The organism is Leeuwenhoekiella parthenopeia, from assembly GCF_020782115.1.
Lineage (GTDB): Bacteria > Bacteroidota > Bacteroidia > Flavobacteriales > Flavobacteriaceae > Leeuwenhoekiella > Leeuwenhoekiella parthenopeia.
The window spans coordinates 127,961-145,544 of sequence record NZ_JAJGMW010000001.1 but is presented as its reverse complement, the minus strand read 5'-3'; the positions used below and the strand labels follow the sequence as shown (position 1 = coordinate 145,544).

Below are 17,584 nucleotides of genomic sequence, written 5' to 3'. Positions count from 1 at the left end.
TTATAAAATGAAAAAATTTGAATCTCTTATTGCCATTCAACGAGGAGTAAGTATACTGGTTTTTAGCTTTGTTTTTACCGCACTAAGCGCCCAGGATTATCCCTATCAAAACCCTGCACTTTCGCCTGAAGAACGTGCTGAAGATTTGGTAAGCAGGCTCACGATTGAAGAAAAAGCAACCTTGATGTGTGACGTTTCTGACGCGATTCCACGTCTGGGTATCAAGAAATTCAACTGGTGGAGTGAGGCGCTGCATGGTTTTGCAAATACCAATGATGTTACGGTATTCCCCGAACCGGTGGGAATGGCCGCTTCTTTTGATGATGAGCTGGTATTTAAGATTTTTGATGCCACTTCAGATGAGGCCCGTGCCAAATACCATCAGACGATGCGCAATGGCGAAGAAAACAGGCGGTTTATGAGCCTTTCGGTGTGGACGCCTAATGTAAATATCTTCCGGGACCCGCGTTGGGGGCGTGGTCAGGAAACTTATGGTGAAGACCCATACCTCACTTCGCGAATGGGTGTACAGGTCGTCAAAGGACTTCAGGGCCCTGAAGATGCCAAATACCGAAAATTACTGGCCTGCGCCAAACACTATGCAGTACATTCGGGACCCGAATGGAGTCGCCACGAACTCAACCTAAACAACATTTCCCAGCGGGATTTATGGGAAACCTATTTGCCTGCGTTTAAGTCTCTGGTACAGGATGCTGATGTGCGCCAGGTGATGTGCGCCTATCAGCGACTGGATGACGAACCCTGCTGCGGTAGTGACCGTCTTTTGCAACAAATCCTGCGCGATCAATGGGGCTTTGAGCATCTGGTGGTATCCGATTGTGGGGCTATTCAGGATTTTTTCACCTCGCATAACGTCTCTTCCGATGCGGTTCACGCTGCCGCGAAAGGGGTACTGGCCGGGACAGATGTAGAATGCCAGTGGAATAACCACAATTACAAACTCCTGCCGGAAGCTGTAAAACGCGGTCTGGTACAGGAAGAAGAAATAGACATCCGCGTTAAGCGGGTGCTCAAAGGCCGTTTTGAGTTGGGCGAAATGGATCCCGATGCGATTGTGCCCTGGGCGCAGATTCCGGCTTCGGTGATCAATAGCGAAAAGCACCGCCAGCTCGCACTGGAGATGGCCCGGAAATCGATGACCTTACTTCAGAATAAAAACAAGGTTCTTCCGCTCAATAAAACCATAGATAAAATCGCGGTGCTGGGGCCTAATGCTGATGATGAGCCCATGCTTTGGGGAAATTACAACGGTACTCCCGTGCGCACTATTACCATCCTGGAAGGAATAAAATCTAAAGTAGGCGAGGAGCGCATCGTATACGATCAGGCTTGTGATCTGGTGGAAGATAAAGTAACTGAAAGCTATTTTTCAAAAATTGGTATTGCTGGTAAAAAAGGCTTTAAAGCGACCTATTGGAATACGCCCGATTACAGCGGACCGGTCATTGCCGAAACCTACATTACCAATCCGCTTAAACTCACCACTGCAGGGCAACACGAGTTTGCTTCAGGCGTAAATCTGGAAGGTTTTTCAGCCAGTTACGTAACCGAATATACAGCAGATAAAGACGAGGAACTCGCGTTCAAATTTGGCGCAACCGGTCATTTTGAGCTATTTGTCAACGGAAAATCGCTAAGAGCAACTAACAACTGGCGAACGCTTCCTTCAACACTTCCGTTTCTCGTAGTAAAAGGAAAAACCTATAACATTGAGATTAAGTATGCCCAAGTGAACAACTGGGAGGCCAATCTGGAGTTCAATTTTGGGAAAGAAATCCCGGTAGACTTTACCGGTCTGATTGCCAAATTAGAGGGTATTGAAACGGTAATTTTCGTAGGCGGACTCTCCACCTTACTGGAAGGTGAGGAGATGCCGGTAAATTATCCCGGTTTTAAAGGTGGAGATCGTACCGATATTGAGCTTCCTGCGGTACAGCGCAACTGTCTGAAGGCTTTAAAAGAGGCCGGTAAAACCGTGATTTTTGTAAACAATTCGGGTTCTGCTATTGGTTTGGTGCCTGAGACGCAAACCTGTGACGCTATTCTTCAATCCTGGTACGGCGGTGAATCGGGTGGGCAGGCCGTAGCCGATGTACTTTTTGGCGATTACAATCCTTCCGGAAAATTACCGGTTACCTTTTACCGCGATACCACCCAGCTTGCCGATTTTGAAGATTATGCTATGGATGGTCGTACCTATAGGTATATGAAGGAAGAGCCGCTGTTCAAGTTTGGTTTCGGCTTAAGTTATACCACGTTTGAAATTGGCGAAGCTTCTGTTCCAAAAACGGAAATCGCAAAAGGTGAGCCTCTGCAATTTACGGTTCCGGTTAAAAACACCGGGGATCGCAGCGGTACCGAAATCCTTCAGGTGTACCTCAGAAAAACCGACGATGCCGATGGGCCTATTAAAACCCTGAAGCAGTTTAAACGAGTCGAACTTCAACCGGGAGCACAACAGCAGATTGCAGTCGTGATCGAACCCGAATCGTTTCAGTTTTACAGTGAAGAAAAGCTTGAAATGACAGCCGAACCCGGAGAATACCAGATCTTTTATGGCAACAGCTCTGATGAGGCCGACTTAAAAACATTCTCCATAAACCTTAAACAACCGCAATTATGAAAAAACTCGCAGTACTTTTTTTGTGCCTGAATTTCTTATGGTCTTTTGGACAAGAAGCTATTCAGGAAGATTTTAAACCTTCCACATTAAATCAGCCTGGTCAGGAATACCCGATGGTCAACTCGCAGGGCTATGTGCGTTTTAAAATTAAAGCCCCGGCTGCTGACAGCGTTTCGGTAAGCTTAGGATTGGGAGGGCGTGGCGGTACTAAACTCACTAAAAATGAAGAAGGTTTCTGGACCGGAACCACCGAAGGCCCAATGGATGAAGGCTTTCATTATTACCACCTTACCGTTGACGGCGGTACATTTAACGATCCCGGAGCAAAGAACTACTACGGTTCGGTGCGCTGGGAAAGTGGAATCGAAATTCCCGCACACGACGAGGAATTTTACGCGTTAAAAGATGTGTCACACGGTGCGGTACAACAGATCTTGTTTCCTTCTCCCAGTACCAATACTTCGCGTCGCGCTTTTGTGTACACTCCGCCGGGCTATCACTTGAATACCGATAAGGAATATCCGGTACTGTACCTGCAACACGGATGGGGCGAGGATGAAACCGCCTGGATGAATCAGGGGCGTGCTAATTTAATTATGGACAATCTGATTGCAGAAGGCAAAATCGAGCCTTTTATCATTGTGAATACCTACGGAATGACCAACGAAATCAAATGGGGTGGTATTCGCGATTTTGATATCAAATACTTTCAAACCGTTCTTACCGAAGAACTGATTCCTTATGTGGACTCACACTTCCGTACGCTCGACAATCCTGAAAACCGCGCAATGGCCGGCCTTTCAATGGGCGGAATGGAAACCCGAATGATCACGATGAATAAGCCCGGTCTGTTTCAGTATTACGGTCTCTTAAGCGGCGGAACGTATAGCCCGGAAGATTTAAAAGAGCACGAAGATTTGAAGCTTGTTTTTCTGAGTGCCGGAAGCAAGGAAAATCCGGATCGGGTAAAGCAGGCAGCAAAAGCCCTAAACGATGCCGGAATCAAGTCAGTTTCTTATGTTTCTGCGGGTACCGCGCACGAATTTTTAACCTGGAGACGGAGCCTGTATCAAATGGCTCCACTTTTATTCAACGAATAACGTATGAAAACACTACAACATATTACCTGTCTTTTTTGGCTTGCCGGTCTCAGTTTAGTTCAGGCTCAGGAATACAAACCCTCTTCGGTAAATCAGGCGGGGAAAGCCTTTCCGCAGGTGAATGCCGAAGGCCGGGTGCGCGCACAAATTTCAGCTCCCGAAGCTATTTCGGTTAAACTTGATATTGGCGGTGTCAAATACGAAATGACCAAAGACGCAGAAGGCGTCTGGACGGGCGAGTCGGCTCCTCAGGATGTGGGCTTCCATTATTACCAGCTCAATATAGACGGTGCTTCGGTACCTGATCCCGGCACCAAATACTATTACGGAGCAGGCCGTTGGGGGAGTGGTATCGAGATCCCGGCTCCGGACGATGCTATTTTCGCCATGCGAAAAGTCCCTCACGGAAAAGTTGTGGAAAACCTGTATTTCTCTGAAATTACCCAGCAGTGGAGACGCAATTTTATCTACCTCCCGCCGGGTTATACTACTTCAGATAAAAATTATCCCGTGCTCTATTTGCAGCACGGAAGCTACGAAGATGAAACCGGCTGGTCTTCACAGGGTCACGCCAATCTTATTTTAGACAACCTGATCGCTGATGGTGAGGCCGAGCCGATGATTATCGTGATGGATAACGGCTACGCATATAAGCCTGATGCACCCAAAGAAGGCAGACCCGAATCGGTTTTTGAGGAGGTAATGCTTAAAGAAATCATCCCGATGACTGATGCCGAGTTTAGAACACTTGCTGATCGCGAGCATCGCGCCATCGCAGGACTTTCCATGGGAGCTAATCAAACGATGCGCATCCTAATGAACAACCTGGATACTTTCTCGTATTACGGTGGGTTTAGCGGTACGGCAAACTTCGGTATTGAAGGCGCCATTGATGTAGATACCTTTTTAAATGGTGCGTTTAGTGATGGTGCACAGGTTGATGAGCAGCTTAACTTGTTATGGCTGGGACTGGGTACCAAAGAACCGGAACGTTTTCCGAAGACGATAAATGCCTTTGTTGATATGCTCAAGGCTCAGGAAATAACGTACACGCTTTACGAATCACCGGAAACCGCACACGAGTGGCACACCTGGAGACGCTGTTTGCATCAATTTGCTCAACAATTATTTAAAGACTAACCGAAAACCAATTCCATTATGAAAAAACACCTTTTACTATTCGGTTTACTTATTCTGTCTTGCAGCACCGGTTGGTCGCAGGATGAAAACTTTCACATCTATCTGGCTTTCGGTCAGTCGAATATGGAAGGTCACGCCCGTTTTGAAGCCCGGGATACTGTTGTTAACGATCGCTTTAAAGTGATGCAGGCGGTAGATTGCCCCGATCTGGATCGTGAAAAAGGCAACTGGTACACCGCCAAACCGCCTTTATGCCGTTGTAAAACCGGCTTAACACCTACAGATTACTTTGGCCGCGAACTCCTTGAAAATCTACCTGAAAAGGTACATGTTGGGGTGATCAATGTTTCTGTAGGCGGTTGTAAAATTGAATTGTTTGACAAAGATAACTTTGAGTCTTACGTAGAGACTTCACCAGACTGGCTGAAGAATATGGTGAAAGAATACGATGGCAATCCCTATGCGCGCCTGGTGGAAATGGCTAAACTGGCTCAAAAGGATGGCGTGATCAAGGGTATTCTGTTGCATCAGGGAGAGTCAAACACCGGTGACAGTTTTTGGCCTCAAAAAGTAAAAGGCGTTTACGATAACCTGATCAAAGACCTGAAACTCGATCCTAAAAAGGTTCCGCTTATTGCCGGCGAACTCGTGAGCGAAGGGCAGGGTGGAGCCTGCGCCAGTATGAATCCCATCATCAGGACGCTGCCGGATGTGATACCGAATTCCTATGTGGTTTCTTCAGAAGATTGCGAGGCGATTGCAGATCATTTGCATTTTTCCGCCGCAGGCTATAGAAAACTGGGCAGACGTTACGGCGAGCAGATGCTCAAGCTTTTAGGCTATCCCAAACTGGTCAAGGAAGCACCTAAAGGTTTTGATGTGCTTCAAAGCGAGATCAAACACGGAACTATAGACACCATTCAATATCCTTCTAAAACGGTGGGAACAAACCGAAAAGCTTTGGTATATACCCCTCCCGGTTATACAAAAGGCAAGAAATACCCGGTACTTTATTTGCTGCACGGAATTGGCGGCGATCATTTAGAATGGCTGAAAGGCGGGCATCCTGAAGTTATTTTAGATAATTTATATGCAAACGGTGAGGCCGAACCGATGATCGTCGTGATGCCAAACGGACGCGCGATGAAAGACGACCGCGCGGTTGGCGATATCATGGCACTTCCTAAAGTGCAGGCTTTTGCCACATTTGAGCAGGATTTACTAAACGATTTGATTCCATATATCGAAAAGAATTATCCGGTGAAAAAAGACCGGGAGCATCGGGCCATAGCCGGTTTGTCTATGGGGGGCGGACAGTCGCTTAATTTTGGTCTGGGTAATCTGGACACCTTCTCGTATGTAGGCGGATTTTCTTCGGCACCCAACACCAAAGCCCCTGAAGTTTTAGTCCCTGACGCAAAAACAGCCCGCGAAAAACTGAACCTGCTGTGGATTTCTTGCGGGGATGCAGACCGTCTGTTGCGTTTTAGCGAACGCACCCACGAGTACCTGGTTGACAATGATGTGCCTCACGTGTACTACATCGAGCCGGGTGATCACAATTTTAAGGTCTGGAAAAACGGCCTCTATATGTTTGCGAAACTCCTTTTTAAACCGGTAGATGAATCGCTTTTTACGAAATACAGTCTGCTGGGTACGCCGGCTTCCACCAATATGCGCAATGCAAAATATCCGCAGTTGACGCCGGATGGCAGTGCGATTTTCAGGCTGAAAGCTCCCGACGCCAAACGCGTACAGCTTGATTTAGCCAAAAAATACGATATGGATAAGAATACCGAAGGCGTTTGGGAAGTGCGTACCGATTCGCTAACGGAAGGTTTACACTACTATTCCCTGTTGATTGACGGGGTTGCCGTTGCAGATCCTGCCAGCAAGACGTTTTACGGTATGGGTCGAATGGCCAGCGGGATTGAAGTTCCGTTTAAAGGCGATGATTATTATGCTTTGAAGGAAGTTCCACACGGAGATATCCGAATAAAACAATACTATTCACCCGTGCTGAACAGCTGGCGTCAGTTTTATATGTACATGCCGCCGGGCTACGAAAGCAGTGATGAAGAATATCCCGTTTTATACATTATGCACGGTGGAGGTGAGGACGAAAGCGGCTGGGCGATGCAGGGTAAAACCAATTTGATTCTCGATAATTTAATCGCTGAAGGCAAAGCAAAACCCATGATCGTAATAATGCCCGACGGCAATATGCCGGCTTCAGCCTTTACGGAAATGGGCCTGCAAATGTTTACAAACGAACTGAAAGACGGTTTAATCCCTTTCGTAGAAAAAAACTACAGGATTAAAGAAGGTTCTCAAAATCGCGCTTTGGCAGGGCTGAGTATGGGCGGAATTCAAACGCTTTTTACGGGTGTTCAAAATACCGATATGTTTGATTACCTGGGCGTTTTCAGCTCCGGTTGGTTTGCCAATGACGATTCCATCTCCGGAAAGCAATACGAGTTTATGAAAGAAAACGCAGACCAGATCAATGCTAATCTCAAAGAATTCTGGGTTGCGATGGGAGGACAGGAAGATATCGCTTACAACAATTGCAAGGTGATGCTGCAAAAGTTTGACGAGATGGGCATTGAGTACACCTATTCGGAATATCCGGGCGGGCATACCTGGCCCGTTTGGCGCAACAACCTGTATAAATTTGCCTCTTTACTTTTTTAAATCCAACGTAAAGGATTCAAAATAAATTGATCAAATTGAATATTAAATAATAGCTGTATAAAAATGAAGAACTTAAAATGTACGTATTCGAATATCCTGTATTTGGCGGTGTTTCTAATTGTAACATCGGGAATAAAAGCCCAGGATTATGTTGCGGAGACAACCGGTTCCAATCAACCTGCTGTGCATAAGGGCATAGGTAATCCGTATCTGCCCCTTTGGGAGCATCTGCCCGATGGTGAACCGCGGGTTTTTGAAGATCCTGACAATCCCGGAAAATACAGGGCATACATCATAGGTTCGCATGATGTTCGCTACACCAGTTATTGTGGTCCTGATATCAGAATATGGTCTGCACCGGTTGAGAACCTTTCGGAGTGGAAAGATGAAGGTCCCGTATTTACCTATCAGGTTGATGGAGAATGGGATGTGATGTATGCTCCCGATTTGGTTGAGGTAAAAGATAAAGAAGGTAACAAAACCTATTACCTGTATCCGCATAGCCGGGGTTATAACCGGGAAGCCATGGTGGCCAAAGGAAGCCGTCCTGACGGTCCGTTTACGCCCATTAATCTTACCGAAGACGGAAAAAGATCCCTTCCCGGAAGTATTCTGGGCTTTGATCCTGCCATTTACATAGAATACATTGACGATCCGGCAGATCCCGATTATGAAATAGGCTTCAGGGCTTACGGCTACTGGGGTTTTCAGAAATCTTCTGCTGCACAATTAGATCAAAATACGATGTATTCCTTAAGACCGGGTACCGAGATCATTGAGCGCTTACTGCCGGCCAGCCGCAGATACGGAGTTATTCGTGACCCTGAAGGAACCACGTTTCCGAAAATATACCCTGGAGAGGATTTAGGTAGTTTTAATTTCTTTGAAGCTTCCTCCATACGTAAAGTGGGAAATAAATACGTTACGGTTTTCAGTGGGTATTCAGGACCTGATTACGGGGTGGGAAGTTCGAATTCCACCTTGCGCTATGCTGTGGCCGATTCCCCTTTAGGCCCCTGGAGAAGCGGCGGGGTTCTTGTGGATTCACGTGCGCCGGTACTTAATGAGGATGGAACGGCTATTCAGACCACATATTCCGGTCACAACACCCACGGAAGTATTGAAGAGATAAACAATCAATGGTATGTTTTTTACCATCGTCCGCCGCGCGGTTTCGGCTTTGCCCGTCAGGCAATGGTAGCACCCATAACGGTTTCCTGGGATGAAGAATCAGTAGAAGATGGTGGTTCCGTTTACCTGCGTGGGTACGATCCGTATGCATCAGATGAGATTTGGACAGCAAAAGCTTCAGATGCGTTAGAGTATAAAGGTGCCGAAGTTACTTCGGAAGGATTTCATATTTACGGGCTTAATCCCTATCAATACTATTCTGCCGGTTATGCCTGTTACCTTTCTGATATAAGCATTCAGCAAGACGCCTGGGATATTTGGGATAACCATATGCCTATTTCCGGTTTAAAAAACGGTCACATTATTGGCTATAAATATTTTGGATTTGGTGGATTAGCGGAAGACCAGAATGGTGTTACAGCTTTTGAAGGCACCAAAGAAGGTAATGCAACTATGTTCAACCTTTTCCTAAAACCACAATCACAAGAATCATTCAAGGTACAGGTTTGGTTAGATGGTCCCTGGGATAATGCTACCTGGAACGGAACGCAAATAGGAGAAATTACTGTTCCGGCTAATACTGAAAACGAGATTACGCAATTTAAACTGGATGTCTCCGAATTTGTAGACAAGCTTGATAAAAAACACGCGCTATTCCTCAGGATAGAAGGCTCTGATGCAGAATCGCTCGGGGAGCTTGTCGGGCTTGGTTTTAGTTCTAAAGACAAGCCGATTAACCGTCCGGTGGTGCCTGAGGTATTCATTTCTGCAAATGGCAAAGCTCTTGACCTACCAGAAACACCGGTGAGATCTACCAATGAAAACGGTATTACTGGCTATGACATTTATGAGGCAACTTTCAATGCGGGAGATGCTGCTTCTGTACCTGTATTAACTGCAAAATCAGATAATCCTGATGTGAAAGTTGATATCACGCAGGCATCATCTCCTTCAGAAAAAGCTGTTGTGAAGTTTGACTACAAAGGCAAAGTAAAAACCTATCACGTCGCTTTTGAATAGTCCGGACTCAAATAAATTTTTAAACACCTTAAACTAAATATTCCTATAATGAAAAAACAAAATCTAATTCTGGCGCCTGCCCTGGCGCTTATCTTAAGCCTTACCAGCTTTGATTTGAAGAAAGACCGGCCAGACCCACCAAAGAAGGGTACTCCGGTATTCTCCAATGTGGTTTATGAAGGTAATGATGCTGTTTATACTAATAATCCGCTTGAAGCTAATGAATTTTACAATCCCATTCTTCAGGGATGTTATCCCGACCCTGCAATAACGCGCAAAGGGGATGATTACTACCTTGTGGTATCATCATTTGCGATGTTTCCGGGGGTGCCTATTTTTCACTCTAAAGATTTGGTGAACTGGAAACAAATCGGTCACGTTTTAGATCGGGTATCGCAATTGGATGTACACGATACCGGGATCAGCCAGGGTGTTTACGCACCGGGAATTACCTACAATGAAAACAACGATACCTTTTATATGATCACGACCGCGTTTGCGGGAGGTTTGGGTAACATCGTGGTTAAAACCAAAGACCCGATGCAGGGCTGGAGTGATCCTATCAAACTGGATTTTCAGGGGATTGATCCTTCCCTATTTTTTGATGATGACGGGAAAGCCTATGTAGTTCACAATGATGCGCCTAATGCAGGAGAGGAATTGTATCAGGGTCACCGTGTGATTAAAGTTTGGGAATATGATGTTGAAAAAGATCAGATTATTAAAGGGACCGATAAGATTATCGTAAACGGAGGCGTTGATTTAGCTGATAAACCCATCTGGATTGAAGCACCACATCTATACAAAAAGGATGGTAAATACTATTTGATGTGTGCCGAAGGAGGAACCGGAGGCTGGCACAGTGAGGTGATTTTTATGAGTGACAATCCTAAAGGCCCTTTTGTTCCTGCACCCAGCAACCCGATTCTGACACAGCGTTATTTTCCGAAAGATCGCGAAAACAATGTGGACTGGGCAGGCCACGCAGACATCATTGAAGGTCCTAACGGACAATGGTACGGTGTTTTCCTGGCTATTAGACCTAATACTGCCGGCCAGGTAAATAGCGGACGTGAAACCTTTATTTTGCCGGTTGACTGGTCTGGGACCTATCCGGTTTTTGAAAATGGTCTGGTGCCTATAGAGCCTACTTTAAAACTTCCGGAAGGGGTGGAGAATAAGACCGGAAAAGACGGGTATTTTCCTAACGGGAATTTTACGTTTGAAGAAGATTTTAGTGGTGATAAACTGGATTATCGTTGGATTGGCCTTCGTGGTCCCCGCGAGGCTTTTATAAAGCAAACCAAAAAAGGTCTTGAAATTGAACCTTTTGAAGCTGAAATTACCGAATTGAAACCCACTTCAACCTTGTTTCACCGCCAAATGCATAAGACGTTCAGTTTTAAAACCGATTTGACTTATAAGCCAAAGTCAGATGAAGATTTTGCAGGTATTACTGCTTTGCAAAATGAGCGTTTTAATTATGCTTTTGGAGTCACTAAAAAAGGGAAGGATTATTATGTTGTATTGCAGCGCACTGAAAAAGGGGAATCAACGATTATTGCCAGTGAAAAGATTGATCTGGATGGTAAACTCTCACTGAAAGTAGAAGGGGATAACGCTGATTATAAATTCAGTTATGCTACAGATGGAGCTAATTATAAAACTCTGGGCGGAACCGTTAGCGGAGATATTCTATCTACCAATGTAGCCGGTGGTTTTACCGGAGCTTTGGTAGGATTATATGCTACTTCGGGTAATAGTATTGAGCCGTTAGAATAAATATTTTTATATGAAAGTAAGATGAAAGAGGCCTTCGGGCCTCTTTTTTATTGGATACTATTTAAGGGTTTGATTATAATTTAAAAACTGAGTAAACATTTTGTTAGTTATAGCTTTAAGTAAGCTTGCTTTCGATTGTAAAGGGTTAAAACAGCTAAGATCGGGTATTATAAATCTTTTGAATAGAACCTTTCCGTCGTAAGAGTTAGTTACTCGTAGCATTAAGCTTCTTATTTCCAAATTATATTTTCAAGAATCAGGTTTTGAAATGATGGATATTTTTTAAAGCAATCCTCAAAATTCGAGTAGAAAAATACCTACTTGCCTGAAAACGCTAATGTACCCGTTTATTTAGTTGAAGTGAAATAATACCATTTGAGTTTTTCAAGTAAAATTTCAAGTGCACATTAGGCATAAAAAAACTGCCCAAAAGTTGTAAAGCTTTTGGGCAGTTGCTATTTCAAACTCTTACTTTGAAATTAATAGCCTGGGTTTTGGTAAGCAGCTTTTTCGGCTGCAGAAAGATCCATGTTATCTAATTGGCCTTGAGGTATAGGCCTTAAATAATGGTAAGGTTCAATTGTTCTATTGATTACCTGCGGGTTATGATCTGTAGCATTATCACCAGCTATAGTATATGATGCGGCAAATTCTGCCCATTTTTGCGTACGTACCAGATCATACCAGCGATATCCTTCGCCAAAGTATTCGCGGGAACGCTCCTGAAGGATATAATCAATAGTTATCGTGGCAGGAGTATTAGCTACCAGTGTAGCACTATTATCTTCCATACGCACTTCCTGTTCTCCATTGTCAAATCTCCACTTTCCGGCACGGGCACGTATCACGTTGATCAATTGGCGTGCAGATTTACCGGCCTGGGTAGCTGCGCCTTTAACAGCAGCTTCGGCGGCAACGAAATAGAACTCCGAAAATTTGGCTATTGGGAAAGGTCTTGTAATGGCTCCGTTTGGTGAGCCTAGGCCTCCTGCATTATCTGTGCGGTAAGTTCCTAACTTCCACAAGCCGGGATAAAACCTTCTGTTTATTTCATTAGGGTTTATTACATAATCTGATCTTCCAGGAAGAACTCCACCGCCAATGTTAGCACCATTTACATATTGCACATCAGGGTTGTATTCATCTAAAAAGGAAATTACAGCATCTCCTGGAGCAATTTCTATTCCGTTAGCGGCTGTGAGCGTTTCAGCTGTTGACCCTCCTTTATCCCAATTACCTCGATAACTGGTGACAAATGTTCCGTCGTAGCGAGAATCTAGATCCTTATCATCAAATGTTTCGGTAAGAACTTCAATTGGAGGAGCCATACGAGTCCAGGGACGTCCATAACTTTGTGCTGCTTCACGTTGAACAGCTGGCACTCCGTCAACATTAATTGTAGTGTAGTTAGAGGTAACCATCCAAACAGCAGTATTCGCACCTCCACCGGTTCCGCTAAAATTTATATCTGCTCCATTGTATATTTGACTTTCTTCTGTACGATCTGCATAAAGCATCATTTCACTATGTCGATCGTTTGTAGCAACGTGCACATCATAAAAATAGTCAAGTAGTCTATAAGGGCCAGGATTATCAACTCCCTGTACTGCTACGTTGTAAGCTTGTTGAAAATAATATGCAGCATCGCGACCATCAGGGTCTGTACGCGGAGCTTCCGGATAAGTTGGAATGTTATTGGGGTTTTGTAACCACCAGGCATAAGTAAGGTAAGCCTTTGCAAGATAAAGTCGAGCAACATTTTTTGTTAAGGTACCCGTTAATCTTGGGGTTTCGGGTAAATCATTAACTGCTGTTATTAAATCAGGTATTACGGCTTTGGTATATACCTCTGGTACAGTATTACGTACTGATGTTCTCGCTGCAGAATTGTTAAACTTCAGTTCTCCTGCACCTAAGTCAAGTGGTACACCTCCATGAGTTTGAACAAGTAAGAAGTAATAGAAAGCTCTAAAAAAACGTGCTTCAGCGATTAAAGAATTGTCTAAACCTACAGCTTCTGCATTTTCAATTATACCACTTGCTGTATTAATGGCCGGAAAAGAGTTTCCCCAAACAGCACCTACTGAAAATCCACTATCAGAGTTTAGGTCACCTCTACCTGCTAAATCATAATCCAGAAAATTATTATCTGCACTCTGAGCGGCAACATATTCATCTGTTCCTGTTTCAGTAGCGTTCAAAAAATAAGCATCACCATATAAGTATCTTAAGTTTGAGTACAAATAGGTTATACCTCCTTGAACTCCTAATTCTGTTCTAAAGAAGTCTGGAGTAAAAGAACTTCTAGGCGTTTCTTCCAAGACAAATTCTTCTGAGCAAGATCCCATAATCACTAGGATGCCTAGAATAAGAATAGACTTGAAATGTGTTAATTTATTTTTTTTCATGTCAATATTTATTAAAATGAGATATTTAATCCTAATAAGTAATTACGAGTTGTAGGGGCATTAGAACCAATTGTTGGTATTCCGGTTGAAATTTGCGCTGTGTTGACCGCAACATTTTGACGGGTACCGTCTCCATTAATTCCTGAGTTTGTTTCCGGATCCAGACCTGATTCCTTTTTAAAATCTGAGAAAAATACAAACGGATTTTGAGCTGTAGCATAGACCCGTAGGTTTTGAATTCCGAGTTTGTCTAATAAATTTTGCTCAAAATTGTATCCGAAAGTAATAGTTCTAAACCTTAAAAATGATCCATCAAAATAACCTAGAGTGCTCGCGTATTTTTGATTATCACCACTTTGAACACCTCCAGGGGCAGGATATTTAGCATCTGTATTTTCAGGAGTCCAGTAATCTACACGAACGTTATTACTTCTTCCGGTCAATAAATTTAGGTATCCGTTTGAACTATATAATGTACTTACAACAATACCACCCTTCTGAAATGTTCCGACAGCACTTAAGTCGAAATTTTTATAAGCAATTCGGGTATTAAAACCACCCTGAAAATCTGGTGTTGGGTCAATTATAATTCGATCATCGGGTCCTATAGCACGCACTGGAGAACCATCTTCATTAAATTCACCAGTATATCGTACTTTTATCATTCCCGGATTATTATCACCGGGTTCATATTGGCTAATAAACTGGTAGTCAGGGTCAGATTCATTCCAGAGGCCGATTCTATCATAGTCAAAAATTACATTGATGGGACTTCCTACAAACCATAAGGAATTTACGTTCTGATCCTCTCCTGTTGCCAGTGAGGTAATCTCATTTCTGTTAGAATACAAATTGAGGCCTGCGTCCCAGGTGAAATCTGGAGTATCTATGATTGTACCATTAAGGGATATTTCAATTCCTTTATTTTCGGTTGAACCAATATTGCTTCTAACATTATTAACTCCAGATGTGGGGGGTAAACCAAGTGTATATAAAATATCATTAGTTTTAGTTAGATAATATTCTACGGTACCCGATAATCTGCTATTGAATATGGAAAAATCTAAACCATAATTATAGGTTTCTGAAAATTCCCAACCCAATGTTGGGTTTGGTAATAGAGAAACAAAATATCCTGTGGCAAATGTGCTTCCAAAGTTGTAATTTCTTGTTCCTAAGTTTCCTTGTGTTGAATAAGGCGCTATAGCTTGATTAGAAGTCTCACCGTATCCGGCTCTTAATTTTAATTGATTTATGAATTTAACATCGCTCATAAAAGATTCATTGGCAATATTCCAACCTAGTGAAACTGCGGGATAAGTAACCCATTTGTATCCAGGAGCCAGTCTTGATGAGCCATCAGCTCTTAACGTTGCTGTAAATAAGTAACGATTGTCATATTGATAGAGCACTCTACCCATATAGGATAATAAGCCATATTCTGTAAAGTTTGTGCCGTATCGGGTAATGTCTTCAGCTAAAGATGCGTCTAGATTGTAAAAAAGGAATTTTTCGTTAAATAAATTTTGGACTCCTATCCCGGAACTTTCAATTTCGGTTTTTTGAGAAGAGAAAAGTCCAACAAAATTCACTTTATGCTTATCAGCAAAGGTTCTATCGTATAATATCTGATTTTCAATCACATAATCTCGAGTCATTCCCGTGTCGTAACTTGCATTAGAAGGACTGGTCGGGTTAAAATTGAATACACCCTGACCGGTAAAGTTACCATCTCTGCTAGTGCGTAAATTTAAACCTAGATTTAAACGATACTTAAGACCTTCGATACCGGGAATATTAACTTCAGCAAAAATGTTATTGTATGTCCCAAAATCTAATTGATCGTTTGTTCTTCTTTCTCCAATGCGATTAATTTCATTCCGTGTGGGGATCCAGAGCTGGTCTGCTGAAGTTCGGAGCCGTACCGACTCAAGAAAGTCACCATTTTCATCGAAAGGACTTAACAGTGGTGAGGCTCCCAGGTTAGGCCCCACAATGCTACTTGCTTTACTGAAATTCATAATTGAATTTAGTCCAAATCGAAATGCACCCACTTCCTGATCTACGTTTGCAGTTAGAGAATATCTTTCAAATTTGTCTCCGGGAAGTACAGAGGTTTCTTTAAAATAGCCCATACCAAAACCGTAGGCGCCTTTTTCAGATCCGCCCGAGATGTTAAAATCCTGACTTGTTTGCATTCCAGACCCATACAATAAGTCCTGCCAATCTGTATCATTTGCAAGATCCTCATCTCCGCCAATCTCAAAAATGGGAGTCCCACCGTTATTTGCGGCAACATCAGCTCGCAATTGAGTGAGCTCTGCCGCATTCATCATCGGGAATTTGCTAAATACCTCTTTAGTTGCATAATATGAATTTATAGATATTCTTGCTTTCTGACCCTTTCTTCCGGTTTTAGTTTCAATAAGTATAACTCCATTCGCACCTCTTGAACCGTAAATAGCGGTTGCAGAAGCGTCTTTAAGGATATCAAGACTTGCAATGTCATTGACGTTTATGTCATTTAAACTTCCTGAAAAGGGAATGCCATTGAGGACGATTAATGGATTATTATCCCCAGAGAGAGAACGCACACCTCTAATCCTAATCTGAGGAGCTGCACCAGGACGTGTGCTTGTTGTTTGAATTTGCACACCAGCAGCCCTACCTTGTAATGCCTGTTGAAAGTTAGCAGATTGAACCTCATTAAGTTCGTCTCCTTTAATGGAGACAACCGAACCTGTTACAGATTCCCGTGATTGCGTGCCATAACCTATTACAACCACTTCATTTAGAGATTCCAAATCATTCTCCAGCGTTGCATTAACCTGAGTCCTGCTATTTACGGGTACTTCCTGAGCCTCATAGCCCACAAAACTAAATACCAGAATAGCATCTCCCGGTACATTATTTAGTGTGTAATTGCCATCAAAATCGGTTACAGCTCCATTATTGGTTCCTTTGACGATAACGTTTGCGCCCGGTATCGGCCCATTACCATCGCTTACTGTACCCGTAATTGTTGATTGTGCATAAATTCCTGAACAGAAAAATACACTTAAGAAGAATAGCCCAAGGTACCTGAGAATTTTCTTCTGAAAAAGTAAAACGCTTTTCATAAAACTTAGTTGTTTGAATTAATTAGTCATTCGAGTTATTTTGAATTGGTGATGCCTACACATAGAACTTGAGTAAGTCTTTACTTTTAAACTCAATCGATTTCGCTACGTCGTAAAAAGCTCAACGATTAGTGATTTAAAACGTACAAATGACTCTTATTGTCTTAAGTACTATATGTATTGTTTTCAAATGTATATAAATCTCCTATATCAAACAACCGATTGCGTAATTTTTTGTTAAGATATTTTTTAGATTAAAAATATGCAGTAGTGGGCTTATATTCAGAGCTTAAGTGCTTGATTGTATTCTCTGTTTATTTTTAAATTGCTCAATTGAAAAATTTGGAAAACGTCAATTATTTCAAAATGTCTTTCTTTTAGAGCGTTACTTTTTTATTTTTTTCAAGCCCTCATTTGTATGTTTCAGGAATGAACTGATTTCATTCCAGGGCGGTTTAGCTTATTTATTCAGTATTTTCTGCCTAAATACCATTAAGTCTTTAAAAATGATGGTAGAGTGCTAAATTATTTTTAGTTTGCAACCGA

8 protein-coding genes are annotated in these 17,584 nt (G+C 43.0%); 6 read left to right on the top strand and 2 right to left on the bottom strand.

Annotated elements, in window-relative coordinates; translation table 11 throughout:
- Positions 1 to 7: 7 nt before the first annotated feature.
- The 6 genes from xyl3A (at position 8) to LLW17_RS00550 (ending at position 11,511) form a co-directional block, all read left to right on the top strand.
- Positions 8 to 2,644: a xylan 1,4-beta-xylosidase gene (xyl3A, locus tag LLW17_RS00575; protein ID WP_228228321.1), complete on the top strand. Its 2,637-nt coding sequence runs from the start codon at positions 8 to 10 to the stop codon at positions 2,642 to 2,644.
- A complete protein-coding gene (locus LLW17_RS00570) occupies positions 2,641 to 3,744 on the top strand; it encodes an alpha/beta hydrolase-fold protein (RefSeq protein ID WP_228228320.1) in 1,104 nt (367 codons plus the stop codon). Before xyl3A ends, LLW17_RS00570 begins: the two co-directional genes overlap by 4 nt.
- Before the next feature lie 3 nt (positions 3,745 to 3,747).
- Positions 3,748 to 4,884, top strand: a complete 1,137-nt coding sequence (locus tag LLW17_RS00565) for an alpha/beta hydrolase-fold protein (protein WP_228228319.1) — start codon at positions 3,748 to 3,750, stop codon at positions 4,882 to 4,884.
- Positions 4,885 to 4,902: 18 nt separating this feature from the next.
- On the top strand, positions 4,903 to 7,578 hold the full coding sequence (locus LLW17_RS00560) for an alpha/beta hydrolase-fold protein (protein ID WP_228228318.1): 2,676 nt from the start codon (positions 4,903 to 4,905) through the stop codon (positions 7,576 to 7,578).
- A gap of 63 nt (positions 7,579 to 7,641) precedes the next feature.
- Positions 7,642 to 9,729, top strand: a complete 2,088-nt coding sequence (locus LLW17_RS00555) for a glycoside hydrolase family protein (RefSeq protein WP_228228317.1) — start codon at positions 7,642 to 7,644, stop codon at positions 9,727 to 9,729.
- Between the two features lie 48 nt (positions 9,730 to 9,777).
- Positions 9,778 to 11,511 carry a glycoside hydrolase family 43 protein gene (locus tag LLW17_RS00550; protein ID WP_228228316.1) on the top strand — a complete coding sequence of 578 codons (1,734 nt, stop codon included), beginning with the start codon at positions 9,778 to 9,780 and terminating at the stop codon, positions 11,509 to 11,511.
- 479 nt (positions 11,512 to 11,990) lie between these two features.
- Here LLW17_RS00550 and LLW17_RS00545 read toward each other — a convergent pair whose 3' ends face one another.
- Together LLW17_RS00545 and LLW17_RS00540 are read right to left on the bottom strand one after the other, a co-directional pair.
- Positions 11,991 to 13,919, bottom strand: a complete 1,929-nt coding sequence (locus LLW17_RS00545) for a RagB/SusD family nutrient uptake outer membrane protein (RefSeq protein WP_228228315.1) — start codon at positions 13,917 to 13,919, stop codon at positions 11,991 to 11,993.
- Positions 13,920 to 13,930: 11 nt separating this feature from the next.
- A complete protein-coding gene (locus LLW17_RS00540) occupies positions 13,931 to 17,038 on the bottom strand; it encodes a SusC/RagA family TonB-linked outer membrane protein (protein ID WP_228228314.1) in 3,108 nt (1,035 codons plus the stop codon).
- Between the last annotated feature and the right edge of the window lie 546 nt (positions 17,039 to 17,584).